Here is a 25,577-nt window from a genome sequence, read left to right as displayed (position 1 = left end):
AACGAATTAACTGACAGAAGAATTGAGGTAGTTAAAACTAATATCAGTCTCTTGTTTAACGTTACTAATATTTTTCTGAAAAGCAATGTGTTTGCTATCAAGAAAAGTCTGCATAGGCGTTTTACCATAGCAATATTTACCTGAGTGAGGCCTGGTCTCATTGTAAGAGCGTAACCAATGATCAACATCTATCTGCAAATCTTCTAAAGAACTGTAGATTTTCTTTCTAAAGATAATATTGTAACACTCATCTTGCATAGTTTTATGAAACCTTTCGCATATGCCATTAGTTTGTGGTGAATTGGCTTTAGTTCTTGAATGATCAATATTTTCAATTCCCAAATAAAGCTGATAAGCGTGATTTTCTGGTTTACCACAATATTCTGTACCTCTATCAGTCAAAATGCGCAATAATGGCACGTTTTGTACATCGAAAAATGGTATTACTCTATCATTCAGCAAGTCGGCAGCGGTAATAGCAGTTTTATCTGTATAAAGCTTAGCAAAAGCCACTCTCGAATATGTATCAATAAAAGTCTGCTGGTAAATGCGCCCAACGCCCTTGATATTGCCTACGTAATAAGTATCTTGAGACCCTAAATAACCTGAGTGTTCTGTTTCAATTTCACCGTGAGCTTCTCTTTGCTCTTTAACTTTTTCCAATGCTGCAAGTTGCTCTTCAGTTAAAATTATGCCGTCTTGTGCAACCTTTGCTTCAAGGGCTTTAAGTCTTTTTTTGAACGTTTCAATGTCATTTCTTAGCCATACAGATCTTACGCCACCTTCGGAAATTATTACACCCCTTTTTCTCAGCTCATTTGCAGCTCTTTGTTGTCCATATGCTGGAAATTCTGTAGCTATGCCAATTATTGCCCTTTCTATATCTTCGGAAACTCTGTTTGCTAATAGGGGTTTTTTCTTACTTATTTCATGTAATGCTCCTTCTCCCCCACTTTCATATAACTCCTTAAATCGATAAAATGTATCACGCGAATAACCCATCACCTTACACGCTTGTGATACGTTACCTAATTGCTTTGCTAGTTCTAATAACCCTAACTTTGGTTTTAGTATTTTTGTTTGTATCGTACTCATATCTAACACTCCTTTCTTTTATTATTTTATAACTTACTTTTTTAAAGTGTCAGATCAAGTCTTGTTTAATACAAATATATTAACTACTTTTACTTATATCTTAAACACAATTCAATTTTCACACTCACCCAACTCACCAACAGTTAGGCCACTTGCTCGCAAAATAATATCAATAGAAACATCTGCCTTTGATAGATTCTTTGCAACCCTGATTTTTTCTGCTTTTTTAACTTTTTCCTTGCCACTTTTCATATCTTCAGATAGAGATTTGACTAATGCATCTAACGATTCTTGATTCTCATCTTCTCTGTACTCATCCATTAAACTCAATAGCTTTTTGCTATTCTCATCTTCACATTCTGTTATTTTAGGCAACAGAGCTTTTATTAAACTCAATAGTTTATTCTCTTCTTTACTTTCTCTCGTTTCAGGTAGCAAAACTTTAATATTCACTGATAATTCTCTTGCTATTTCATATAATTTATCAAATGATATGGCAGTATATCCTTTTTCATATTCGTGTATTTCCTTGAGCGTTAAATCAACTTTATCCGCCAAATCTTTTTGAGTATATCTCCTTATCAATCTCCATTCTCTTATTCTTTGCCCTACTCTGTAATATATAGAATCAGTGCAGACTTCTTTTCTTGTATCATTATACTCGTAAATAGATAAGCCGGTTGCTTGGGAAATTATGTCAACTGACACTCCTTCTTTAACTAGATTTTTTGCTACCTCTAATCTTGCCTCCTCTTGATTGATTTTCTCGCTAATATGAACAAACCTGACTAATGAAGGTACTATTTTGCCTAACTTTTGATTCTCGTATATTTTTGTTAGATAGAGTATTTCCTCGTCTTCATAGCTGTCTTCCCTTACTATTACTGGTTCAGGTAATAAATCTACAACATCAACTGATAATACTCTTGCTATTACATATAGTACTTCAATTGGAATAGAACTATACCCATCAACTATGTTTTTTAAAATTTTTTGAGTTTAGTCTCATTTGTTCATAATTTTGCATTTTTATTCAATTGAAAAATGTATTTTGGCAACAAAGATCCCAGTTTATACAGAAAGAAATTTATATCAAACAGCAACCACTGCTTAGATTTTATGGTTAACGAATATGTGCTTTAAATGTGTGTAGACGCACATATCCGTTAACCTATTTTCTATGCAGATTTTTTTATTTCATATTAATTGCTTCTTTAAGTCTTGCATTGGCAATTACTATGATTTTTCGCATTAGAGCTGTTATAGCTACCATCTTCTTTTTACCTCTACCAATAAGATTAGAGTAAAAAGCACCAAGTGCAGATTTAGATCTTGCAGCGGCCATAGCAGCTGTAAAAAGCTTTGCACGAACATTGCTTCTACCACCTGTTATCCTTCGGTAACCAATAGTTTTACCGCTTTCTTTTGGATGTGGAGCAACCCCAGCAAGACTTGCAACTTCTTTTTTGTTTAGGTAGCCAAGTTCTGGCATTAGACACACAAAAACTTGAGATAGCTTGAGACCTATTCCTGGCACTGTTCTCAGGATCTTTTGACGCTTTTGTAACTCTGGATTTTTATCAATAATTCTTTGTATGGCATCGTTGAACTCATTTATCTGATTGGTAAAAAAGTCTATTGTTTTTTGGCAACTTTCCTTTATATAGTCGTTTTCAGGTGCTGCAAGCCTACATTTCTCTTGAGTTCTCATTTGCGTAATGTCATCACGACGTTGACAGAGTGCAACTAAGGCAGTTTGTTCTTTTGACATAGGCACAAATAGAGATAGAGCACTATAGCGTTCAAAACCATATTGAGCAAGGGCTTTTGCATCTGATTGATCAGTTTTTGCTAAAGTTCCATGTGATATGATAAAACTTTTTACTTTACGAGTATTAGCTCGATGCACAGCAACATTCATATCAACAAGAGAACGTGCTAAACCAAGCTCATATTTTCCTGTATTTTCTAAAGTTACAAAAGAATTAGGTAGAATATTTGAAAATTCTTGAAACAATTGTTGCCAACCAGCATCATTATTATTGAACTTGATAGTGTTTTTTTGGTTGTACACTGCAGCAACATTTTTGAATTTTCCAATATCAATGCCAATAAAATTTTGATAAGATGCAATCATAATAACCTCGATAGTTTAATTAATTTAAGATTGTAAACGGGTGCACATATATGTCCCACACAACTATTCAAACGTATCGAGGGATAGGGCTAGTGTACCTTGATGGCTACGGTTGTAATACCAATTTTCATTCGGTCGCACACGCCCGTGATAGCCCTATTCCTATAGTGAGTAGGGTTATCTTTCCCTCTTATCTCTTTTATATCACATTTTTAACTTACAATTTTCTCCATGATTACCATATAAGCCTCCCTGTCCTTTTTCTCCTTCTTTCCCTTGCTTAACTTCTTTTATAGTATTGAATTCCTGGCTGCTTTCTGGGTTTTTTACTGTTATTTCTCCAGCATATCCACCTAATCCATATTCTCCACCATGTCCTCCAGGTTGCCCTAATGATCCTTTGTAAAGCAGAAAAGCTTGGCAATTTGTAGTCTTACCTCCACGTTCAAAAGAAAAGATAATCTCGTTTTCTTGATTCGTCATTGCATTTATGAAAATATTTCCCTCAAAAGGGCATTTCTCTCTGCCCCCCTTCCATAACTTCTACCATGACGTTCTTTTGTTTCTTTAGAATCTTTTATAACTTCTTCAATAATTTCTTCATTAAAAGTCACATCACGTTTAAAAGGGAATGCGTCCCGTTTGCTTTCATACCACTCAGATATTATGACTTGTGAATCTTTTTTAATGTTATTAACAGTTTTTAATATATTATTTGCTCTGTCCACGTGGGTAAATTTAGCAGCCGGAGGAAATTTTTCTTTAAATTCTGCCTCCGTAATGCTCTTTCCATCCTCTCCACTTTCTCCATTTCCACCATCTTGACCTTTACTACCCTTGCCACCATGTGAAATAATGGTAAAGTTTTCTTGGCCTTCTATCTTTTCCGTTAAAATTAAAACATTGCCACCACTTTCCCCAGGATAACCATCTGCTCCTTGTTTGCCATGACCATCTTTTCCAGTACCTGCATTATCGGAATAGGTATGATCGTTATCTTTTCCAGATACATCCCAGGTTACTTGATCATAAACTTTTATTGCTTTGGTTAAAATAACTACATTCCTTCCCTGCCAAACTTTACTCTTAAGGTTTGTATCAATATGTATAATATCAGCGCCGACAAAACGTACTTCCTCTATATTTGGATTTTCTAAAAGTGCATTTTCTAATTGCCGTAAAGTTTCACTGACAACAATGTTCTTCCCTTTTACTTCAACAACCAATCGATTATCTATTCTTCTCTTTTGTATTTCTACTGGTTTTATATAAGCACCTATAATTTCCTTAAACTTGTCTATTAAAAAAAGAGCTTCTTCCTCCAAGCCCTCTGTTGCTTCTTGCAAAACTGTAAGATTTTCACCATAAGTATCTACTTCAAGCTTCATAATATTATTGATCAATTCATCAAACGATAAATCACCACGACAAAAGTCTCCTAATTCCAGTTCAGCAATAATTGATTGAAGATTTTTAGAGGAACTTAAAAAGTCAACAAAAGTTTCTAGAAAAACTAATTCTTTTTCAGCAGAATCACTATAGGCAACTATTTGTTCCAAGCACTCTTTTTTAAACCGACTTATGAAAATTTTTTCATCCTCTTTCCTAACCAATTCATAGTGCTTCATTAAAAGGATGTAACACTCAAGTTGGTTTAAAGGATTAGGAATCTGGCTTAAACCCTTTATATCATCTAGTGAATTAAAAATTTCTTGAATAACAGCACGGCTTTTACTTTCAGTCAGTTCTTTTAGTAAATTTGTTGTTTCTTGTAGCCAAAGCCTTGCGCAATATTTTATATATTTTCTCTCAATATAAGCATTGTCAATAGTGCTAAGCGATCTATGAAGCCTTTCTTCTATATAATCTTTAACTTGTACTAAATTACTTCTATACTCTTTAACTTCTTTGCTAATAATATCTTTTATCTCCTGTTTCTTATCACTATGTTCCTTCGTTGCATTTACAGTTTTTTTGAGATTGTCACTAGTTCTCTTATATCGTATACTCAGTGCAAGTTGGCCAGCCAATTGATACACTTGACCTAAATAGTCAGACTGCTCTGCAGTAATGAAAGTATTTTTGTACTCAGGTACAGTAATTGCATCTTCTAGCATGTTAATTACTCTTAACAGATGAATATTTTGAACCTGCTGCTTATTCTCATTAGAGCATTGGTGCAAAGAAATATGGTTGATATGACCTAAAACAACACATAATTTTGTGTACTTTTCGATTTTACTAGAAGTGCCATATTTTGTTAGCAGATTGTTCTGCTGCTTGTATATTTCATTTACTTCTGCCAAAAATTTTTCAGCATTATTCTTTAATCCTTTTGTCTCGCCTGAATAGTCTTCGCTAGAAAATTCAGCAAGCTTCTCTAAACATTTTTCTAGATATCTTTGAATACTGTCTAAATCAATCTTATACTTATTGAATAATTCATCATTATAATAGCACGCAAGGTTAAAATAGTGGTAAGCTAAGCGTTTACAATACTGCGAATAAGACCAAGAATTAGTATTTTCTCTTATGTCCTTCCTTAGCTCTCTATACCGTTTATTTAATTCTTCTGACACGTTTGCTAGCCAAGGCTCATTTCCTACCCAACTCCCCAAAGAATTTAAACATTCAATAGCTTGCTCAATATTCAGTAAAGAGCTTACATTTTTTCCACTGTCACTAATCTGTTGATTTTGAACATTAAACATATATAACTCCTACCTATTTTGTTGTCTACTTACTGCTGGTTCCACAGATGGCTGATCTATATTAGTGCTACATTCTTTTTGAAAAAAAGATTCAAGAAAATCCATCGTTGTCTTATGATTACTTTCTGACTCTCTAATTCTTTTCTCATTTTTTGAGCCTTTTTCTTTTACTTTTTGTTCTCTGGATTTATTCAAGCTTTCATAATTTATAGTAATTTCTTTTTCTTCTTCTTTTAGAAACCCAGCATTTACCAAATGTTCTTTACAGAGTATCAACTCATAACTACCCTTATTATCTTTACGTGCAGTTCTACCCTTAATCTGTGTTTCTTCTTTTATATCAAGTGAAAAGAATGTCTGTATAACATGCACCCCGCCGCTATTTTCTACAGCAACACTAGACTTAAAATCAACACCACGACCCATACCTCTTGTTGCTAGCGTTACTGTTTTTGCAATACCTGCCTCATCGATATACTTTTCTTTGGTATGCTCTTCCGTATTTTCTGTTAATATGTGTAAGCGATCAAATTTACCGAAGAATTTTTCTTTAAACTTTCTTATTTCTACATCTGTATCAAAAAATATTAACACTGATTGTCCTGAACCAACCTTAGAGTTTGCACGATTAAAAATTTTACTGAGCCATTCTTCTTCTGAATTCTGAGATGTAAAATTTTCACTTGAATTAAATTTCAAATGAGAATCACCAAAAAAAGATGGCATGATGGAATTTTCTCTGATGTTATAAGATTTTCTTACCGCTTTTTTTTCATGCTCATCTAGCGTAGTCAAGGTACCACTTACTCCTAAGATAAGAGGATATTCCTTAGGCAATTCTGCATAAGACACTTTGCCACAGTCTATATTCAAATACCCATAATTTTTACAATCAAAGTCTTTTTTCTTTAACCTAAAGTAATTAAATACGTTGTAATAGCTGCAATAAGTGAAAGTGGAATAAAATCCATCGTCTCTTCTATAACTTATGATTCCTTTATCGTTAATTTTATAGTTGTTAATGTACCAGTCTTTATCACTTCCTTTTGTAACACGTATTGCAGCATCAATCATTTCCTCTAGATGTTCTTGATAGAGAGACCGATTAGTATATTCTTTTTTAATAACCACATTATCTTTTTCTTTCAAAAGATAGTATTTTCCAGGTTTAAATAAAAATTTATTAAATTCTTTAAAATCTTGATTTCTTTCTCCTATCTTTTTCTTAATGAATTCTTCTACCTCTTTCAAAATAGTACTTTTTTCATAATTTTTGCTGGCCATTTCCCATATTTCTTCTTGAATACTAGCTAGTCCTGGAATACCTATAGTGTTACATGCACCATAATTATTCCCATAGAATTGATCAGAAAAGAAAACATCCACTTCATCTATTAAAAGAGTAGTATTACTAATATCCTCTTGCTTTATCTGTTCAGATTGCTCCGCACTGTGATTTAAAATAAGACCTTCAACTAATTCTCTTAAATCTTGTTTCTTGCCATTTACCTCAGGCTTTATCACTTCATTTGCCATCTTCTCAAATGTACCATAAGTTATCTTGTCACCAATACCAAACTCCTTAAAAAAGCCGTTAAAATCTTGTTGATCTCGAGCTGCTAAGTATTCACTATAACAAACAGTTCTGACCTTATGACCTGTCAATACTAATAGTGAAGAGAGTAAACCTAGTACAAGCGATTTCCCTTGCCCTGTTAAGACTTGCGCAAGATGCTTATCAACACCTTTAGAGTCTTTATCAACACTTAACAATCGCAAAATGCATAATATTTGAATACAATGTGGCTTTAAGCTTTTTCCTGTACTTGCAATATCCTTTGATTCTTGTATAGACCACACAGCAGCTAATCCAGCAAGAAGATCAGGTAAAGTTTCTCTCTTGAATTTTGTGTTCCATTCATCAATTTTAATTTGTTTTGATTGCTCCCGTACCTTTTCAGTAATAAATTTAATTTTATCTTGGTAATTTTTGTCAGAAGTCTCTTGTATATAGGAGTTAAATTCTTTTAAGTATCTGTTATAGCAATCTCTTAGTGTTTCTACTGTGCTATTATTGTTTTCTTTTCTATATAGCTCTAAAGCTTTGTCTATATCAATCTCATCTTGTTTTCTTAAATACCAAAAAGATTCCCCTATGATACCAATTCGTTTTTTAAAATCCTCATAAGATATGCTATTCCCTACTACAGAAATAAACGGCTTTGTACTTTCTTCTTTGAATATATCGAAAGACACGTAGTTAGGTTGCTCCTTTAGATAAAGAAAAGATTTCTTAATTGCTGACAGTAACTCACTTGCTGCACTCAAATTATCGTCATCAGACCATTTTTTTTGCTCAAGTAAATTACTTACACTATTTAATAGATCTTGAGTGATTTCAATTAAGTAGTGATTAGGGATATTATCCTTATATTTTTTGATGAAATTTTCAGGATCTAAAACCTTATATGAATTTTTATCTTTATTGGCTACTTCTACTTCAGTTAAGTCATTATTAGTTCCTTTAATAAACCAACTGAATTCTATACTATTTAAATCCTCTAAAAATTCATTAAACGATCTAAAGTACTTAATGAACCCTTGTGATTTTGCTTTTTTATCAAGTGCAGTACTTGCAATATCAAGTAGTGTGTTACGTATTGCTTCCATGTTTTGCTTGAACTCCCCATAAGGAAACTTATCAGGAATTTTTTCTAAAATAAATTTTCTATTCTTCCAATACTCGTTATATACATCTACCAAGTCTCTAAAATCACTAGATTGTTCATCTAAAAACGCCTTCTTAATAGATTTTATTTGTTTTGTTAAAATATCTCGATCAATTTCTGAAACTTCTTTTGAGAGATAAGGACTTGTTTGTGCTATAAACCTTATAACATTATGTGTTGCTATTCGAAATGACTCATCATGATCACTTTCTGTGTTTTTAATAAAATCAGTATAGCCTTGTATGAGAGGTTCAAATAACTTTAATTCTTCTTTGGAAAGTGGATTGGCAATAGCATTGTTAAGAATATAAATCCATACTAAGCGCTCTTCAGGTATAGCTGACAACTCGTCACTGCTAACAAACAAGCTCTTGATAAATTGCCATAATGTTTTATCATTCTCAAATTTCCTTTCGTTAGAATAATAACCTGGCTCAAAATGTTTCATTAGTGTAAAGATAAAGCGATATTGCTGCTCAAGAGAGTGGTTTAAAGAGGAAGTTGATGGCCAATTTATAGTTTTTATCAAGCACCATTTTCCTTGTTCATTTTTTTTAAGCAAATCATTAACAGGAATGTCTATTTTACTACTAATCTCTAAAATTAACTCCTGAAAGCTCTTACAAAGATAAAAATAAATAGGATGAGTTAAAGGCGCAAAATCCTTCAACGAATTGTACTTCATTATTTCATTTACCTTTCTAAAAAAAGAATCCTGCAAATTATCTAAAAATTCTGAGAAAAGTTGCTCATCCATTGCATTAGCAAGGTCAGAAAATAAATTTATGTCTTTGTTACTTACATGAAGTGCTTGTTGTTCAAGCAGTGCATCTATATTAGAAATCATTAAATAGGCTAGTGAGGAACTGTAGGAAGAACATTTATCACGTAAGGACTTTCTATGACACTCTATTAACTCGTTACGAATTCTTTGTAATTCTCCTAATAAATTCTTTATGCTGGGCTGAGCAGAATCATCGAGTCTAGGAAAATTCTTGTTTCTCTCACGCAAAGCTTTTTCTATATTTAACAAGCCTTGAATAACATCTTTAAGTTCAGTTGAGATGTAGTTATTGTTAGCTATATCAGTTAATATTGAAGTATCTAAATCTTTTAGTTTCTTATATTTTTCTAGTGTGATGGAAAGCTGTAAAAGATCCTCTGCATACTCAAGATTATCTGCAGTCTTATCACTTCTACCATGCAAAAGTTGTTTAAACTGCCCATAAGCAGTATTTCTTTTATCTAACAATTCATCTTTTAAAATCTCGGTTATTACAAGCTTTTCAGAAAGTTTTCTCTTAACATCTATGAAAGATTTAGTAAAATCTAACCTTTCTTGATTGTGAACTCTTATCCTCGCAACAAAATTATCTTGGTTAGAAGTAAATAAGCTTCCTGAACCATGTATTTTGATATCTATACTACCGTAAGAAAGTTTACCTGAGCATACTAATTTACCATCTTCTAACTTTTCCTTTATGTATTGTTTTTTATCTTGGTTAAATATTTTTCTTATTCCTTCTTTGCTTTGATCAAGATTGCTTTGATGAATATTATCAACTTCTTTATGCTGACTACCTTTCCAGGTATGCTGCTTAAAATGTGATACAGTAGGAATAGACTCCAGGTCAGAATCACTTTCACAAGATATAGAAGATCTCTCAACCTTATCACTAGCATCACAGTACTCCTCATCAGAGGAATGAGTTGAAGAAGGTAGCAAATTCTGACTTACCTGCTGACTATTAGAATTTCCTACGTGCATAATACTCCCTATAAAGAATTATCAATATTCTTAATTTAAGATGTTTTATTCTTTGAAAAGAGGCAAGAAAAAATTTTATATGTCGATAAATAAGGTTCTTAAAACACGGTGTTTTTTTTCAAAATTTGTTGATTGAGTTATGGTGGTTGAAATAGCAAACCAATTAAGTTGCCTCGTCCAGCGCTCTCTTTTAGTTAATTACTGTTTTTTCCTTATAAAAATTTAGCTTACCTTTTACATCTAAATAGCTAACAAAATTCGGCCTTTTATAGATGAGTAACCCTCTAGGAATTATCTTCTTGAATTCTATGATATTATTTTTTGTAACATTGTTATACATATCATAAGACTGAAGGTATTTTATTATCTTCAATCTGTGCAGATTAAACGACAAAAGTATTATACAGTTGGCGTCTTATTTTTAATTTTTTGCACTATGTGCACCTTACGTCTTCACAATATTTCTAGGTTTTACCTACATAAGCTGAAACGAGCTTATAAAACGTTTAAGACAGTATAGAACGCCAATTTTCAGGATTAGAGAGTAACAACTAGCTAACGTGAGAGATCTTTTGCCTGGTTGGAAAAATGTAGGCGACTTTGGAAAAATTGCGAGCGTAAACTTAATACTAGCCTACAAATTTGCTTTTACTTCTTTCCTCCTCAAAAGATTATGAACAGGTTCTAAGAGATAAGAAATATAAACCAAAAAGCCATTGGATGACAAAGTTAATGCTTTTTTAGTTTTAATGGTTTATATTTTATTTCTATAACAGTAAAGGAATATTAAAATGGGAGATGTTTTTTCGATGTCAATGGAATCTTCTAAAGACAATAAAGATAGAAATGAACAATTTCTCATGCAAGTAGCTGCTTGGTTGGTTGATAACACTAGCTTAACTTTTGATCAAATAGCACAATGTTGCAAGTTATCCCTTGAAAAAGTACAAGACATAGCTGATGAGGAAATAGAAGTTGAAAAGTATGACCCTATTATTTCTGAAATAATTACTGAAAAAGAAATCGATAATTGCAAAAAAAATCCAAATCGTGTACCAAATTTGATTATAAAAAATATGAAAAAAAGGGCAAAGACGATTAGCTTTCTTGCCTTTGCTTCCACAGCAAGGCGTAGAGATAAACCTAATGCGATTTATTATTTGGTAAAAAAATTTCCTATCTTGAACAATAATGTGATAGCTAAGCTAGTTAGTACAACAAATTACACAGTTGAGCAGGTAAGAGATGGATCTCATCATAACATACTCAATATCAAACCTCAAGATCCTGTACTACTTGGTTTATGTAGCCAGGAAAATTTAGAAGCGGAAGTAGAAAAAGCGAAAGTAGAAGAAGAGAAGAAACAAAGATTAAAAAATATAAATAATAGCTATTGATGATTCTCAAATTCTTGTACTTTGTTAATATTAAATTGACTTGACTTGTTAGTTTTTATCAGTATAATGTAAGTAAAGTATCTAGTTTAATAATAATTAAGTCTAAATACGCACTAAAAACTAGCTCAGCCTAATTTATTGTTTTATACTCACATTTTAGGTTAGTAAGCATCAATTAAAATTTTTGGAGGATTATGACAACAATCAATGAAGATGTCTTAGCAAAAGGAGAGGTTGTAGGTCAACCTGAAAAAAGCGAACAAATTCATAATGCTGACGCAGTAAAACAAATGACCAGTGAAGGTGCTGAAAAAAACAAGAAAACGTTGGACCTGAGCGAATTGAAAGAGAAAACAGCAGAAGAATTGTTAGAGCTAGCTGAAGAAAGAAAAATTTCAACTAGTGGTAAAGGCAATGGCAGGATGCTAAAACAGGAAATGATATTCAGTTTAATGAAGAAAATGAGTGAAGAAGGAGGCATAACCACAGGAAGTGGAGTAGTGGAAATATTGCCTGATGGTTTTGGTTTCTTACGTTCATCAAGTGCAAATTATGCTCCAAGTACCGATGATGTTTATATTTCCAATGGCCAAATAAAGAAGTTTAATTTACGTACAGGAGATATGGCATGTGGAGAAATAAGGCCACCTGGTGATAAGGAAAGATATTTTACTTTAACTAAGGTTCACAGTATAAACTCTACTGAAATCAGTGAATTAAGAAAGTACGTACATTTTGATAATTTGCTTCCACTTTATCCTGAAAAAAGCCTCATCCTTGAAAACAATAGTAGCGGAGATAATAAAAAAGATATAAACATGCGTGCTGTAGATATAGTTACACCTCTTGGAAAAGGACAAAGAGCATTGATAGTTGCTCCACCTCGTACAGGAAAAACGATATTGCTTCAGCAAATGGCTCACTCTATAGCTACAAATCATCCTGAAATAGAACTAATAGTATTACTTATAGATGAAAGACCCGAAGAGGTGACAGATATGATACGCTCTGTAAAGGGTGAAGTGGTAAGCTCTACATTTGATGAACCTGCCTACCGTCATGTCCAACTTGCTGAAATAGTAATAGAAAAAGCTAAAAGAATGGTTGAACACAAAAAAGATGTAGTGATTTTGCTTGATTCTATAACTCGTCTTGCACGTGCTTATAATGCAGTCATTCCTTCGTCTGGAAAGGTTCTAACCGGCGGTGTAGATTCAAATGCGCTGCAAAGACCAAAACGCTTTTTTGGAGCAGCTCGTAATATTGAAAATGGTGGTTCTTTGACAATCATCGCTACAGCCCTTATAGAAACTGGTTCAAAAATGGATGATGTTATTTTTGAAGAGTTTAAAGGCACAGGTAATGCTGAAATTATACTAGATAGAAAACTTGCTGATAAACGTATATTCCCTGCTATTGATATTACAAAATCCGGAACAAGGAAGGAAGAGCTATTAGTTGATAAGGCCATACTAAATAAAATATGGGTATTGCGTAGGATACTTAATCCTATGGGGTCTGTTGAAGCAATGGAGTTTTTACGTGACAAACTACTTTTAACAAAGAGCAATGCTGACTTTTTTAACTCCATGAATCACTAAAAGTAAGCCAATTCTGATGGAGCAAAAAAGCAAAGCTCTCTTATAGCTAAAATAATTTTTGGATTTATCAAAATATATTAAGCTGGCAATCTACCTTAAGTTGCTATTCCAACTTATAGCACTGATTTTGATCAAAAATTTTATGTAGTCAGTTTATTTACAATCGATTTTCCAGTGTCAGCCACTTAGATGACATCTTTTTGACTCTTAATATCAATATCAATTGTTGTACCAGTGTTGACATGACCCACTCAAAAGGGGATTGTATTTACTCTGAATCAGATGATAAATTAGATGCTTGGTAAGCGTAATTTGGAGCTTCCTGTGTAATGATTATATCATGAGCATGACTTTCTCTTAACCCTGATGAAGTAATAGTGACAAATTTGCAGTTTTTTTTCATCTCTTCTATATTACGGTTGCCAGTGTAACCCATTGCAGCTTGCAACCCACCAATTAACTGACAGATCACTCCTGAAGCTGGACCTTTAAAAGGAACTCTTGCTTCTACTCCTTGTGGGACTAAATCAAGTTTTGAATCTTGAAAATAACGGCTAGCTGACCCTCGTTTCATTGCACTAATAGATCCCATTCCTCGATATTCCTTATATGCTCTACCCTTATACATGATAATCTCACCTGGGCTTTCCTCAGTACCAGCAAAGATTGAACCTATCATCACAGTATCAGCACCAGCTGCAATAGCTTTTGCAACATCTCCCGAATATTTTATTCCACCATCAGCAATTAGTCTGACGTTTTTTGTTTTACAAACCTCTGCAATATTCTTGATCGCAGAGAATTGTGGCATACCAACGCCTGTAACTATTCTGGTAGTACAAATTGATCCTGGCCCTATTCCAACTTTCACTGCATCAACACCAGCATCAATTAACGCTTCAGCAGCCTCCTTTGTTGTAATATTTCCGCCGATTAATTGCGTATTCGGATACATCTTTTTTATTTCCTTAATAGTGCTGATAACGTTCTCGGAATGACCGTGAGCGGTATCTACAATAACCACATCGACTTCCTCTCCGATCAAAGCTTCACATCTTTCTATACCGTCTTTTTTACCAGTACCAATTGCAGCGGCAACTCTGAGTCGACCTTTACTGTCTTTACATGAATTTGGATATCTATTGTATTTTTCGATGTCTTTAACTGTGATTAGACCTATGCAACAAGAATTTTCATCAACAACCAAAAGCTTCTCTATTCTATTTGCATGCAACAATTTCATTGCTGAGGCGCTGTTTACTGCCTGCTCTCGAACTGTTACTAACTTATCTTTTGTCATTACCTCGGAAACTTTTATATTCATGTTCTGGTCTTCAATAAACCTCACATCTCGATTAGTTAAAATTCCCACTAACTTGCGTTGATCAACTACAGGAATGCCGGAATAATTATACTCTCTCATTAATGAAACTGCTTCTGCAACTGTTTTATCTGGGGAAATTGTAATTGGGTTATACACGATCCAGCTTTCATATTTTTTCACCCTTCTTACTTCTAACACTTGTTCATCTATTGATAAATTCTTATGTATGCAACCTATTCCACCATGTTGGGCAATAGCTATTGCAAAGCCTGATTCAGTGACAGTGTCCATTGCAGAGGATATGAGAGGGATATTTAGTTCTATATTATTTGTTAGATAAGTTCTTGTGTCTGCATCACGAGGCAATACATCAGAATAGGCCGGTAAGAGAAGTACATCGTCAAACGAATAACAAGCTTCCATTTTTTTCATATGCTTTATTTAAAGCTTATACGCCAATTAATGAAATTGCAATAGAGCTTTTGCAAAATTAGCCTGGCTCCAGCTATTTTTAGATCAAAATAGGATAAAAGAGGGATGTAGCTCCTAATATATTTATCGCAAAATTACATTATTTGCTAGCAAACAGAACTGCTCAATAGTTAAGCTTTCTGGACGTTCGTCTCCACTCAGTTTAGCATTCTCAAGAATAGTTGAGACATCACTAGTTATACTTTGCAAGCTATTTCTCAGCATCTTTCTTCTTTGAGCGAACACAGCACGTGTTAGCTTTGTTAAGGTTTCTAAATTTACTGCAAATCTTGGAGTGGGTAAAGGTTTTACTGTAATTACTGAAGAATATACTTTTGGTCTTGGAAAAAATTCCTTAGGTTCAATATCAAATTCCTTCTTTATGTCGCATAGTAACTGGCTTAGCACTGATAGGGAACCATAATCTTTAGAATTAGGTTCTGCTGTAATACGCTCTGCTACCTCCTTTTGGAACATTAACGTCAAATTCGTAAAAAATTTTATATTATTTAACCACTTTAAAAATAACGCTACTGAGATATTGTAAGGCAAGTTAGCAATGACTTTGACTGGACATTCTACCAGCTCTTTTTCTACAACATTAAGTGCATCTGCTTCTATAATTCTATATTTTCCCTGATGCTCATTTAGCAATTGTTCGTGATGTTTCACTAAACTACTATCTTTTTCTATAGAAAGTAGAAACTTTGGATTATATGCCAATATTTCTCTTGTTAACGCACCATACCCAGGACCAATTTCAATAACATTAAAATCTTTCAGGCTACCGGCTAAGGCAACTATTCTTTTTATTATCTCATTCGATAAAATAAAATTTTGCCCTAGACTCTTTTTTGGCTTCAGTAAAAATTTTCTCATATAATCTTATTATGCAGTATTTTAAAAATTAGTTGACGAAAATTCATCAATAATTGTATATTGTCAGTGTATTTAATGCCGGCTTAGCTCAATTGGTAGAGCAACTGACTTGTAATCAGTAGGTTGTCAGTTCAAGTCCGACAGCCGGCACTCTCATTCATATAAGAAAAATTGATGTCTTTTTTAATAGTAGCAAATTGGAAAATGAATGGAACACGTTCTTCATTTGTTGACTTTATAGGCAAACTTAACAACAAGAGCAACGAAATTACCTCTAAATTAGTAATTTGCCCTCCTTTTACATCATTTCAAAGCAATATAGAGTTGAACAACAATATTAAAATAGGAGGACAGAATTGCCATCATAAAGAGTTCGGTTCTTACACAGGTGAAATTAGTGCAGGAATGTTGAAGGAACTAGGATGTAGTTACGTAATACTTGGACATTCTGAAAGGGCTCATGAAAAAGATAGTGAAATAAAACTTAAATCGAAAACAGCAATAGAATCAGGATTACACCCAATCATCTGTGTAGGTGAAAACTCAGAAGATTATAAAAATAAAAAAACAAAAGAAGTAATAGAATATCAATGCAAAAACCGTTTGCCAACACAAGGTGAATATACCATAGCATACGAACCGATATGGGCAATAGGAACAGGAAATGTGCCAAATAATGACGCAATTGCTGAGGTGATAGAGATAATAAAATTGTGTACTGGTAAAAAACACATTATATATGGTGGCTCAGTCAGCTCAGAAAATATAGGAAACTTGCTCAGTATTCCAAATCTGTTGGGAGTTTTAATTGGTAGTGCAAGCTTAGATTTTGATCACTTTTATCAAATTATACAACAAGTCAAGAAAAAATTTTCTCTTAATTAATTCTAAAGGATAAATACTCTTATTGTCATGGCAAGGGAGTTGGCAAAATGTGTCAAGGAGTTTTCTATTGGCTAAGGTTGTGACAATAAAGTTAAGCACTGCCAAAAACTATGGAAGAAGTCATTATAATTTGTATTATATCTTTATAAAATGGTTCGCATAAGTTATCTAGAAGTGCAACTAAACAAATACAAAAATCAAAGTGTTGCGGTTTTCGGCCTTGGTAAAACTGGTTTGTCCGTTATTAATGCTCTAACAAAAAGCAGTGCAAAAATATATGCATGGGATGATAATAAAGAGCAAATAGCAAATGCAAAAAAGATATATAAAGAGTGTAACTTTACTCATCCCAATGAGTATAATTGGCATGAGATAAGCACACTAATTTTGAGCCCTGGAGTGCCAATACCAACGCATTGGGTAGTAAAACTTGCAAGAAGCTTTGACTGCAAAATAAAATCAGACATTGAGCTATTTCTTGAAACTAAAACTACAAATCAGAAGGTTATAGGCATTACAGGAACAAATGGCAAATCAACCACCACGTCACTAATAGGGCACATATTAAAATCCACAGGGAAAAAAGTAGCTATTGGCGGGAATTTAGGTGTGCCTATTTTGGATTTAGAAAGAGATGCAGAAATTTATGTAATTGAATTCTCCTCTTTTCAATTGGAGCTAATAAATAAAATTAATGTAGACATTTCTGTATTGCTAAACATCACACCAGACCACATAGATAGACATGGAAGTATGAATAACTACATAGCAACTAAATTAAAACTGATAAACAGTAGCAAGATTGCCGTGATAGGATGTGATAACAAAATTACCGCTGATGTATTCAATAAATTCACTGGGAACAAAATTCCAATTTCAGTAACATATTCCCTGGTGTCATTCCAGCGCGTGACCAGAAAAGAAAAACCATTGCCAACTACCCAGATGACAGAGGGTAGTGCAAGAGATCTAATATCATTGGCAGATAACAATTTGCTTGATTATAGTGAACAGATTACTGGTATAGATCGAAATTATCTGGATCCCAGTGTCAGCTACTTGGATGACAAAAGGAGTGCTGAGATTCAGGAGATCTCGCTAAAACTAGAGAATCACAACTTATCAATGAGTGATATGAAAGTAAACCTAGTATCCAATGTAGAAAATATAGTAGCTGCACACGCTGTGTGCAAGTTACTTGGAGTAGATAGCAGCACTATTGTCAATGAAATCAAATCCTTTCCAGGGCTAAGACACAGAAATGAATTTCTTGGCAAAATACATAATGTACTTTTTATCAACGATAGCAAAGCAACCAATGCAGAATCGACCGAAAAGGCAATTTTATCTTATAAAAACATATACTGGATTGTTGGCGGAAAAAGCAAAAAAGGCGGAATAGAATCATTAAGCAAGCATTTCACCAAGATTAGAAAAGCTTTTCTTATTGGAGAATCAACTGAAGTTTTTGCAAACATTATGGAGAACAAAATAGATTATATGAAGTGCTATAATCTAGAAAACGCATTTAAACTGGCTTTTGAAGAGGCCATAAATAGCAAAGAAGAAGTAGCGATATTACTTTCTCCTGCATGTTCTTCTTTTGATCAGTGGAAAAATTTTGAAGAGCGCGGTGAAGCATTTTGCAGAATGTTTGAAAATCTCAGGTATAATTATATGTGATGTTTAGTATAATATTGTATGGAACAAAAGTTAATAGTAGATGAGCTGATTAAGGTTGTTCCATTTGAAGGAATAAGTGATGCAACCTTATTGAAAGTGTGCACGAACCTTAACCTAGCCAATAGTTTTTGTAAATTTCAAAATGGAATATATAGTGCTTTGGAGTACATAGCAGAGGACTTAAATAGCTCAATGGAAACTGAACTTTGGAATTCCAATTTAGAAGATATGAAGGTAAGAGAGCGGATAAAGTTAGCTGTCCAAATACGCCTTTCAAACTATGCTAAGTTACAAAATTACAGAGAGTTTTTAAAAAATGTTTTATCATTCTCTATATTACCCCAAAATACATATTTTTCTAGTAAACTCTTGTACAGAACTGTTAGCGCGATTTGGTATGGCATTCATGATCAATCAACAGATTTTAACTACTATACAAAAAGAGCAATATTAGCTGGAGTGTACTTAAGTACGATACTTTTTTTTATCAATGATTATTCAGAAGATTTTGCAGATACCCTGTCGTTTCTTGACAAACGTATCAACAATGTCATGACATTTCAAAAGTTTAAAACCCGTTTGAATAGAATGGTAAGAAACTTCTTATAGCCTCTTTACTTATACGAGTTACTCGTATTTATACCTAAAGCTGCCTTGATTTTTATGTTAAGATAATTGACATCCACTAACAGTGAGCTTAACAAAGAACTTGATTGAAAGCAATACATTAGAAAGTAGTTTTGCTGGAAACTTGAAGTAGACAGAATTGATACACATAAAGCTGATCCATGTACAAAAGTATCTGTTCAGATACACGACTAATGCTGTGTGATCCATAGAGGTTATTACAATAAGAATGTAAGATCAAATAGAAATTTGGATTTGCAGTAGTTTATAGACCTTATTACAATTGCAAAGGATAAATTCTAGGGTTAAACTACGTCTGAGTTGGATAAAACTATACAAAGAGTTGGGTCATGCAGGAAAGGTATGTCAGCATTATGGTATTTCACGTTTTACCTTACGTAAATGGTACAAACGTTATGAAGAGTTAGGTGAAAAAGGATTAGTAGATCTCAGTAGTAAGCCTAAAACTTCACCTTTGCAAAAGATCAATGAATCAGATGAGCAGCTTATTCTTCATCTAAGACAAACTAGAAAGCTAGGGGCAAGGCGTATTCAAACCGAGTTAAGACGTCTATATGATTTATCCTTGTCATTGGCTACTATACACAAAATTTTCAAAAAACATGATGTAAGTCTTCTGCATGTTAAACGTCATTATCGCAAACAGGTCAAGCGTTATAACTGTAAAGTACCTGGAGAGCGTGTGCAGATGGATGTGTGCAAAATATCGTCAGGGCTTTATTCAGGAAATTGTGGACTTTAATATATCGGATTTAGTAACTTCAATAAATTGTGATATCTCTCTTACAGATTCATTCAAACTTAATTAAGTGGGAGTATTGTTAATGCGAAAAGGGTTTAATTAAAATGGTATGGCGTGTGAGGAAGACATACATCAATTGGTAGAAAGTGGATTTGATATTAACTCAAAAGATGTAAGCGGAGTCACTCTCTTGCATAAGTTTACAAAAGAAGGCGATTTAGTTGGAGTAAAATCATTATTAGAGCACGAAGCTGACTTTAATGTTGTGGACAATGAAAATAGAAATCCACTGCATTATGCTATTATGCATGGACACAAAAAAATTGCTAAACTTCTTGTTAATCAATTGACAATTAATTCTAGAGATAAAAATGGATTTACTCCACTTCACCTTGCTACACTACAAGATGACACAGAATTAATGGATTTTTTAATAACAAAAGGCGCAAAAGTTAATGAAAAAGATGCTGAGGAAGGCTATACTCCTCTTCACATAGCTTCATTATACGGTTCTAAAAAGAGTGTCCAGATTTTAATTGATAGCGGAGCAAATCTTGAATGTGAAGATAATAACTTTCGTACTCCTTTATTTTTGACCATTTATCAATGTACTACACATTATGAAAGTAGAGCAGAGATTATAGAATATCTGATAAAGAAAGGTGCAAACATAGAAGCAAAAGATGCAGAAAATAATACTACGCTTTTTCTAGCAGCATATAACAACAAAATGCAACTGGTAAAGCTTATTGTAAAGCAAGCAAAAGCTAAGTTAAAAGAGTTTATTTGCACAAAAAATAAACATGGTTTTGATGCACTGGATTGCGCTATTAAGCATAATAATAGGCAAATGGTAACATTTCTTGTTTCAAAGGGAATAGAAGCAGATGACCAAGATTGTAGCGGTAACACCAGGTTACATAAAGCTAGCTATAATGGTGATACTAAAGCAGTTAAGTTCTTATTGGAGCTTAAGGTAAACGTTAATGCCGTCACTAGATGCAACAGAACTCCTCTGCTACTTGCAGCTAAAAAAGGCCATGTAGAAATTGTAAGAATGTTGTTAGCAGTAAAAGCCAATATGAATATTTGTGATCAACAAGGTTTTACACCTCTGCATCTTACTATTCAAAAGGATTATTTTGATATAGCTCAGCTATTAATAGAAAAAGGGGCAATTAATTGTAGTAATGATTATACTGCAATAGATATGTTTATTGACAAGGCTCATAGCAAAAAAAATATTGAAGAAAATTACAAAAAATTTTGTAGGTTTTTGATGCTTTACTTGAAAGAGCTACATAGTAAACACAAAGCCTTTTGTGTACTTTCAATCCTAGCTCTAAGCTTAACAATTATAGGTTTACCATTTATTTTCAAGCCTATTATTAAATATAGAGAAAGAAGTAAAATATATAAAAAAATTAGGGCTATGCTGATTTATATTTAAGTATAACAGGAGAACTAAGCTAATATATGACAATTATCTGCTCGATAAAAATGGAATTAAATGTATCCGTTTAGCAGAGTGGCAAAATAAAATAGACAAAACCATAAAAATAAATGGTGTCATGCAATTTGAGCTTCGGCATAGATCCCACATAAATTTTTTGGTACATATTTTTTCAACATTAATTTCGTATTCCATTCAAAGAATATTAATATTGGCATATAAGTATGAATATTATGCTAATATAATTACTTTTTAGGTATACATGGCAAATTTATGCCTGGAAACAGTTTTTCCTACACTTTCTTTATAAAAATCACAGGCGCCTGTTATTAGCTAAAGTAAAGGTCAAGTATCTGGAATTCTGGACATAAAATCCTCCTGTATAAAAAGATTAGAAAAAAATGCAGCGCACATATGACAGACCGCTGAAAAAGATACGCTACGTTTTTTATTGAAAAGTTAACTGAAAGTCTGCAGACAAAGATAGATTTTGAGCTCTTAAAATATCTCTAATTGTCATTATAATCAGATTCAAAATATGCGGAAGTAATTTTTTTTGACAATAGATTTCTTGCATAACCAAGTGTCATTCCAGCTGGGATCCAACTAAACACTTTACAACGTTTTTTGCGCGAAAAGGCTGGATGCCAGTGTCAGCTACTTGCATGACATCGTCTTGGATGAAAATCAGTACGTGATGCACCAAAAATTGTGCATCAAAAGGGTGTCATTTGAGTAACTTTTTTGTTGTCGTGCCAGTGTCAGCTACTTTCATGACACCTATTTGTTCCTATGATAGTCTTATCTGTCTATCTTATTTTGCTACTCTGCTGAACAGATACGTTTTTTTTACCTTTTTTATTCTGTAAATTTTTTAGTATTTGTATGTTTAACATAAGAACTACACAAGACTACAAATGGTGAATCAGCATTACCTTAAAGAGAGTACCCATATTTTCAGTTAACCTTAAAAATTCACTGAAGATCTTATTCTTCTGTTCATTACTTGCATTTTCCATTAAAGCTTGCGCTCTTTCCTTTATACCAAACAAATATAAAAATTCTCTTTGAGTTAAAATCTCACAATTTAAGTATTTTAATGAATCTTTTAACGCTTGAAAGTTTACAAGTGCAGTAATATCACTGTTACCAATATTTTCAAGAAAATTAGCATACTGATGCTGCCTTATCGATTGCAAAGTGCTCTTATATTCAGGATATACATAACCATAATCTATAATCAGGGCAGCTCCTCCGTTATTGACTATCTTATTCTCAAGTTTCTTTAATATTTCGATTCCGGCTAGGCATACTTCCACTACTGCACCATTGAAACCCCCTGTCATTCCAGTCTGGAATCCAGTTTTTGGTCTGGTTAAGCACTGGAGTGACAATGAAAGACTGCCATCATCTTGTTTTATTACTCTATTTTCATACCACTGCCCATCACGATAAATAAATTGGTCAATTGGAAGGGCGTCAAATAACTCATTTGCAAAAAAAATAGTTGGCTGATTTGGTAAGTTGTCGACATCTGTGTGCCAATTAATATCTAATCCCTTTAATTTTTCCTTTTGTATTTTCTGTAAAATAGGGCTTATCTCAACTAGATGAATGTCCATTGAGCTAAAAAAACAGCTATATTTTTTGGTGACTCTTATTACATCATGAATGAGTGTTCCTTTACCTGGTCCAAGTTCAACTAGAGAAAATTTTGATGGCTTTCCTAATTTTTCCCATGTATTCATTATCCACACTGCAATTGTTTCACCAAATAGCTGACTAATTTCAGGTGCAGTAATGAAGTCACCATCTTTGCCAAGTGGTAATTTATTCATGTAATAGCCGTACTCTTTATGATATAGAGCAGCGTTCATAAAATCACTGATAGATATTGATCCTTGGCTTTTATCAATTAATTCGTGTATATAAGTGAGCATATTATTAATAAACATTTAACTATAGCGTGCCATACTATAAAATAGTGGAGTATTTATATATATAATATAAGTTTAAAAACATATGAGTAGTATTCCTTTGGTTATGGACAATCAAGATACGGATTATGTTACCCTTATACCTCAAGATGATGGTATTGAATATAAATTTAAAGAAGCTATCAATTTTGTAGAAAATAAGGTTGTAAGTGCTGATGGATTAACTTTAGCGGAGGTATTTCAAGCATTGGTTCAAATGTTGAATGGTGATCTAGAGTTAGTAAAAAAAGTGTTAGCATATACTAATATTATGGTAAAGCATGGAATGAGGGTAGCAAAAGAGTCACAGCTAAGCAGAGCCGATGTTCGTCGAGCTTTAGAAGGCAAAGAAAGTGTGTTTAATAGGCAAGATTTTATCAAAAAACCACCTCTTGTATCTTCTATAAAATCGGTTAAAAAGAAAAGTAGAGGTCTTTAAATGGTTGAGTCTATAAAAAAATTTACTGTACAGTGTGATTTCAAAGGACAGAATGCACCTTTTGCAGTATATATAGGAAATCCAAAGGGTGATACTCATCCAATTCACCATCAAGATTCATGGCTTGCAAAGGAGCGTGGAGGAAACATTCCTAATAAAGTTAAAGAAAGTTTGCAAAAATTATACAAGCTGTCTCAAGAAAACGGGATCTCTTTTCCAGAATTATGCGCATATGCCATTACTATAGTTAGTAATAATGATAAAAAAAGTGACGGTAAGTAGTTAGATTCTCAATATTTCATTTATAGAAGTTTTTGATCTCGTCTTCTCGTCCACTTTTTTTACTATAACTGCGCAATAGGTTGAAATGTTGTTTTTAGGTGGAGTAGATCCTGGTACAACTACAGAGTAAGGTGGTACTTCACCATAAAATATCTTGCTTGTTTCTCTGTCAATAATTTTTGTTGATGCTCCAATAAACACCCCCATACTAAGGACTGATCCTTCTCTTATTATAACACCTTCGGCTACCTCACTGCGCGCTCCAATGAAGCAATTATCTTCTATAATGACTGGAGAAGCTTGAATGGGCTCAAGAACTCCGCCTATTCCCACTCCACCGGAAATATGGCAATTTTTTCCTATTTGTGCACAACTACCAACTGTTGACCAAGTGTCTATTATTGTGCCAGAATCAATGTATGCACCAACGTTGATAAAGCTTGGCATTAGAACAACATTTTTACCTATGTAAGCAGATTGGCGGACAAAACATCCAGGAACTGCTCTAATTTTTGAATGGTAAAATTTTTCTTCATTCCATTCACTAAACTTACTACCGATTTTGTCAAACCAGCAATTGGTGTTGTCTATTATTTTGCTTTCCTCAGTGAGGAAATGTAATAATATTGACTGCTTTATCCACTTATGTACTATCCATTCTCCACTTGATAGCTTTTCTGCTACTCTAATTTTACCACTGTCAAGTAACTCAATTACCTCTTTGATTATTAATCTTGCTTCGTGTTTTAGGTTAAGTTTTTCTTTATCTTTCCAAATATTTTCTATCTCATCTTGTAATTTTTTAGTTGCAAATTTTTCATTTATTATATACATATTGATATCAAATTTATATTATTTTATACGTAAGCACTATGAAAATACAATGTCATAATTGTACTAAAACTTACTTAGTATCTCGTGGGCAAATAGGTGAATCTGGAAGAAAAGTGAAATGTACAAACTGCAATCACATGTGGCATGAGTATCTAAAAGAAATGTCAAGTGAATTGTGCCCTGCTGGTATACAAGAAAAAAAAGCTAACTGGAGGCAAAGTTTAACTCTAGCTTTTGCAACAGTTGCAGGGTTATGCGTTATAATTGTTGGTGGTATCTTTCCAGGAGAGGTAAGTAAGATATATAAAGCAGTTAGTTCATATAAAGATTCAATAAGCCATAAATTAGGATACAAAAAAGTGCAAACGGAAAATTCAAGTGCGAGAGAACTTGTTGTAAATGAGTTTTATCAAGATTACCTTTTTCTATCTAATTTTAGATCTAATTAAATAGGCATAAGTCATCAATGTTATGCAAATAACTACACTTATTCCTTTATGATAGTGTCATTCCAATTTCAGCT

The 25,577-nt window shown here is 33.2% G+C and carries 19 protein-coding genes, 1 tRNA gene and 2 pseudogenes; 12 read left to right on the top strand and 10 right to left on the bottom strand.

Features of this window, described 5'->3' with window-relative positions:
- Nucleotides 1-6 precede the first annotated feature (6 nt).
- The 6 genes and pseudogenes from ONG78_RS07375 to ONG78_RS07350 all read right to left on the bottom strand — a co-directional run bounded on the left by ONG78_RS07375 (nucleotide 7) and on the right by ONG78_RS07350 (nucleotide 10,440).
- Complete coding sequence (locus tag ONG78_RS07375) at nucleotides 7-1,095, bottom strand: IS481 family transposase (RefSeq protein ID WP_019236582.1); 1,089 nt, start codon at nucleotides 1,093-1,095, stop codon at nucleotides 7-9.
- 111 nt (nucleotides 1,096-1,206) lie between these two features.
- Nucleotides 1,207-2,067, bottom strand: a pseudogene (locus ONG78_RS07370) (helix-turn-helix domain-containing protein); the annotation flags it as partial.
- 220 nt (nucleotides 2,068-2,287) lie between these two features.
- Entirely contained in the window at nucleotides 2,288-3,232 is a 945-nt protein-coding gene (locus tag ONG78_RS07365) for an IS110 family RNA-guided transposase (protein WP_264377456.1), read from the bottom strand.
- Between the two features lie 204 nt (nucleotides 3,233-3,436).
- The gene (locus ONG78_RS07360) at nucleotides 3,437-3,715 is read right to left on the bottom strand and encodes a hypothetical protein (protein WP_264378029.1); all 279 of its coding nucleotides are present in this window, start codon (nucleotides 3,713-3,715) and stop codon (nucleotides 3,437-3,439) included.
- Nucleotides 3,716-3,720: 5 nt separating this feature from the next.
- Complete coding sequence (locus ONG78_RS07355; protein WP_264378028.1) at nucleotides 3,721-5,943, bottom strand: hypothetical protein; 2,223 nt, start codon at nucleotides 5,941-5,943, stop codon at nucleotides 3,721-3,723.
- Between the two features lie 9 nt (nucleotides 5,944-5,952).
- Nucleotides 5,953-10,440 carry a hypothetical protein gene (locus tag ONG78_RS07350; protein WP_264378027.1) on the bottom strand — a complete coding sequence of 1,496 codons (4,488 nt, stop codon included), beginning with the start codon at nucleotides 10,438-10,440 and terminating at the stop codon, nucleotides 5,953-5,955.
- Nucleotides 10,441-11,002: 562 nt separating this feature from the next.
- Between ONG78_RS07350 and ONG78_RS07345 the strand changes: the two are divergent.
- The 3 genes and pseudogenes from ONG78_RS07345 to rho form a co-directional block, all read left to right on the top strand.
- Nucleotides 11,003-11,117, top strand: a pseudogene (locus tag ONG78_RS07345) (IS5/IS1182 family transposase); the annotation flags it as partial.
- A gap of 114 nt (nucleotides 11,118-11,231) precedes the next feature.
- Nucleotides 11,232-11,837 carry a cell cycle transcriptional regulator TrcR gene (locus ONG78_RS07340; protein ID WP_064086031.1) on the top strand — a complete coding sequence of 202 codons (606 nt, stop codon included), beginning with the start codon at nucleotides 11,232-11,234 and terminating at the stop codon, nucleotides 11,835-11,837.
- Nucleotides 11,838-12,031: 194 nt separating this feature from the next.
- Nucleotides 12,032-13,438 carry a transcription termination factor Rho gene (gene rho / locus ONG78_RS07335; protein WP_264378026.1) on the top strand — a complete coding sequence of 469 codons (1,407 nt, stop codon included), beginning with the start codon at nucleotides 12,032-12,034 and terminating at the stop codon, nucleotides 13,436-13,438.
- Between the two features lie 268 nt (nucleotides 13,439-13,706).
- Here the strand turns inward: rho and guaB are convergent, their stop codons facing one another.
- A complete protein-coding gene (guaB, locus tag ONG78_RS07330) occupies nucleotides 13,707-15,194 on the bottom strand; it encodes an IMP dehydrogenase (RefSeq protein ID WP_264374958.1) in 1,488 nt (495 codons plus the stop codon).
- 123 nt (nucleotides 15,195-15,317) lie between these two features.
- Nucleotides 15,318-16,112, bottom strand: a complete 795-nt coding sequence (gene rsmA / locus ONG78_RS07325) for a 16S rRNA (adenine(1518)-N(6)/adenine(1519)-N(6))-dimethyltransferase RsmA (RefSeq protein WP_264378025.1) — start codon at nucleotides 16,110-16,112, stop codon at nucleotides 15,318-15,320.
- A 77-nt stretch (nucleotides 16,113-16,189) separates the two neighbouring features.
- Here rsmA and ONG78_RS07320 point away from each other — a divergent pair.
- The 6 genes from ONG78_RS07320 (at nucleotide 16,190) to ONG78_RS07295 (ending at nucleotide 21,520) form a co-directional block, all read left to right on the top strand.
- Nucleotides 16,190-16,262 (top strand) — tRNA-Thr (locus ONG78_RS07320).
- Nucleotides 16,263-16,286: 24 nt separating this feature from the next.
- On the top strand, nucleotides 16,287-16,997 hold the full coding sequence (locus tag ONG78_RS07315) for a triosephosphate isomerase (RefSeq protein ID WP_213863783.1): 711 nt from the start codon (nucleotides 16,287-16,289) through the stop codon (nucleotides 16,995-16,997).
- 150 nt (nucleotides 16,998-17,147) lie between these two features.
- Complete coding sequence (locus ONG78_RS07310; RefSeq protein ID WP_052264644.1) at nucleotides 17,148-18,680, top strand: Mur ligase family protein; 1,533 nt, start codon at nucleotides 17,148-17,150, stop codon at nucleotides 18,678-18,680.
- Between the two features lie 18 nt (nucleotides 18,681-18,698).
- On the top strand, nucleotides 18,699-19,289 hold the full coding sequence (locus tag ONG78_RS07305) for a COQ9 family protein (RefSeq protein ID WP_052264643.1): 591 nt from the start codon (nucleotides 18,699-18,701) through the stop codon (nucleotides 19,287-19,289).
- 301 nt (nucleotides 19,290-19,590) lie between these two features.
- The gene (locus ONG78_RS07300; RefSeq protein ID WP_264374962.1) at nucleotides 19,591-20,070 is read left to right on the top strand and encodes a helix-turn-helix domain-containing protein; all 480 of its coding nucleotides are present in this window, start codon (nucleotides 19,591-19,593) and stop codon (nucleotides 20,068-20,070) included.
- A gap of 109 nt (nucleotides 20,071-20,179) precedes the next feature.
- Nucleotides 20,180-21,520, top strand: coding sequence for an ankyrin repeat domain-containing protein (locus ONG78_RS07295; protein ID WP_264374963.1), 1,341 nt, complete (start codon nucleotides 20,180-20,182; stop codon nucleotides 21,518-21,520).
- A 914-nt stretch (nucleotides 21,521-22,434) separates the two neighbouring features.
- Here the strand turns inward: ONG78_RS07295 and ONG78_RS07290 are convergent.
- On the bottom strand, nucleotides 22,435-23,463 hold the full coding sequence (locus ONG78_RS07290) for a class I SAM-dependent methyltransferase (protein ID WP_026097238.1): 1,029 nt from the start codon (nucleotides 23,461-23,463) through the stop codon (nucleotides 22,435-22,437).
- Between the two features lie 82 nt (nucleotides 23,464-23,545).
- Here ONG78_RS07290 and ONG78_RS07285 point away from each other — a divergent pair, with 82 nt between their 5' ends.
- Complete coding sequence (locus tag ONG78_RS07285) at nucleotides 23,546-23,938, top strand: hypothetical protein (RefSeq protein WP_007302103.1); 393 nt, start codon at nucleotides 23,546-23,548, stop codon at nucleotides 23,936-23,938.
- On the top strand, nucleotides 23,939-24,220 hold the full coding sequence (locus ONG78_RS07280; protein WP_052264858.1) for a DUF2610 domain-containing protein: 282 nt from the start codon (nucleotides 23,939-23,941) through the stop codon (nucleotides 24,218-24,220). It begins immediately after the preceding gene.
- Here the strand turns inward: ONG78_RS07280 and dapD are convergent, their stop codons facing one another.
- Complete coding sequence (gene dapD, locus ONG78_RS07275) at nucleotides 24,221-25,054, bottom strand: 2,3,4,5-tetrahydropyridine-2,6-dicarboxylate N-succinyltransferase (RefSeq protein ID WP_264378024.1); 834 nt, start codon at nucleotides 25,052-25,054, stop codon at nucleotides 24,221-24,223.
- 38 nt (nucleotides 25,055-25,092) lie between these two features.
- Between dapD and ONG78_RS07270 the strand changes: the two genes are divergently transcribed.
- Complete coding sequence (locus ONG78_RS07270) at nucleotides 25,093-25,503, top strand: zinc-ribbon domain-containing protein (protein ID WP_007302100.1); 411 nt, start codon at nucleotides 25,093-25,095, stop codon at nucleotides 25,501-25,503.
- Nucleotides 25,504-25,577: the final 74 nt, after the last annotated feature.

The sequence above is a fragment of the Wolbachia endosymbiont (group B) of Philonthus cognatus genome, assembly GCF_947179345.1.
Classification (GTDB): Bacteria; Pseudomonadota; Alphaproteobacteria; order Rickettsiales; family Anaplasmataceae; genus Wolbachia.
The sequence above is the reverse complement of the archived record's forward strand: the minus strand, read 5'-3'. Positions and strand labels throughout refer to the sequence as shown.

What these genes read in the sequence shown, in the direction of transcription:
- ONG78_RS07315 (WP_213863783.1), top strand. Translation starts at nt 16,287, where the DNA reads ATGTCTTTTTTAATAGTAGCAAATTGGAAAATGAATGGAACACGTTCT.
- ONG78_RS07375 (WP_019236582.1), bottom strand. Translation starts at nt 1,095, where the DNA reads ATGAGTACGATACAAACAAAAATACTAAAACCAAAGTTAGGGTTATTA.
- ONG78_RS07350 (WP_264378027.1), bottom strand. Translation starts at nt 10,440, where the DNA reads ATGCACGTAGGAAATTCTAATAGTCAGCAGGTAAGTCAGAATTTGCTA.
- ONG78_RS07340 (WP_064086031.1), top strand. Translation starts at nt 11,232, where the DNA reads ATGGGAGATGTTTTTTCGATGTCAATGGAATCTTCTAAAGACAATAAA.
- ONG78_RS07365 (WP_264377456.1), bottom strand. Translation starts at nt 3,232, where the DNA reads ATGATTGCATCTTATCAAAATTTTATTGGCATTGATATTGGAAAATTC.
- ONG78_RS07310 (WP_052264644.1), top strand. Translation starts at nt 17,148, where the DNA reads ATGGTTCGCATAAGTTATCTAGAAGTGCAACTAAACAAATACAAAAAT.
- ONG78_RS07295 (WP_264374963.1), top strand. Translation starts at nt 20,180, where the DNA reads ATGGCGTGTGAGGAAGACATACATCAATTGGTAGAAAGTGGATTTGAT.
- ONG78_RS07290 (WP_026097238.1), bottom strand. Translation starts at nt 23,463, where the DNA reads ATGCTCACTTATATACACGAATTAATTGATAAAAGCCAAGGATCAATA.
- ONG78_RS07285 (WP_007302103.1), top strand. Translation starts at nt 23,546, where the DNA reads ATGAGTAGTATTCCTTTGGTTATGGACAATCAAGATACGGATTATGTT.
- ONG78_RS07270 (WP_007302100.1), top strand. Translation starts at nt 25,093, where the DNA reads ATGAAAATACAATGTCATAATTGTACTAAAACTTACTTAGTATCTCGT.
- rsmA (WP_264378025.1), bottom strand. Translation starts at nt 16,112, where the DNA reads ATGAGAAAATTTTTACTGAAGCCAAAAAAGAGTCTAGGGCAAAATTTT.
- rho (WP_264378026.1), top strand. Translation starts at nt 12,032, where the DNA reads ATGACAACAATCAATGAAGATGTCTTAGCAAAAGGAGAGGTTGTAGGT.
- ONG78_RS07355 (WP_264378028.1), bottom strand. Translation starts at nt 5,943, where the DNA reads ATGTTTAATGTTCAAAATCAACAGATTAGTGACAGTGGAAAAAATGTA.
- guaB (WP_264374958.1), bottom strand. Translation starts at nt 15,194, where the DNA reads ATGAAAAAAATGGAAGCTTGTTATTCGTTTGACGATGTACTTCTCTTA.
- ONG78_RS07280 (WP_052264858.1), top strand. Translation starts at nt 23,939, where the DNA reads ATGGTTGAGTCTATAAAAAAATTTACTGTACAGTGTGATTTCAAAGGA.
- ONG78_RS07360 (WP_264378029.1), bottom strand. Translation starts at nt 3,715, where the DNA reads ATGACGAATCAAGAAAACGAGATTATCTTTTCTTTTGAACGTGGAGGT.
- dapD (WP_264378024.1), bottom strand. Translation starts at nt 25,054, where the DNA reads ATGTATATAATAAATGAAAAATTTGCAACTAAAAAATTACAAGATGAG.
- ONG78_RS07305 (WP_052264643.1), top strand. Translation starts at nt 18,699, where the DNA reads ATGGAACAAAAGTTAATAGTAGATGAGCTGATTAAGGTTGTTCCATTT.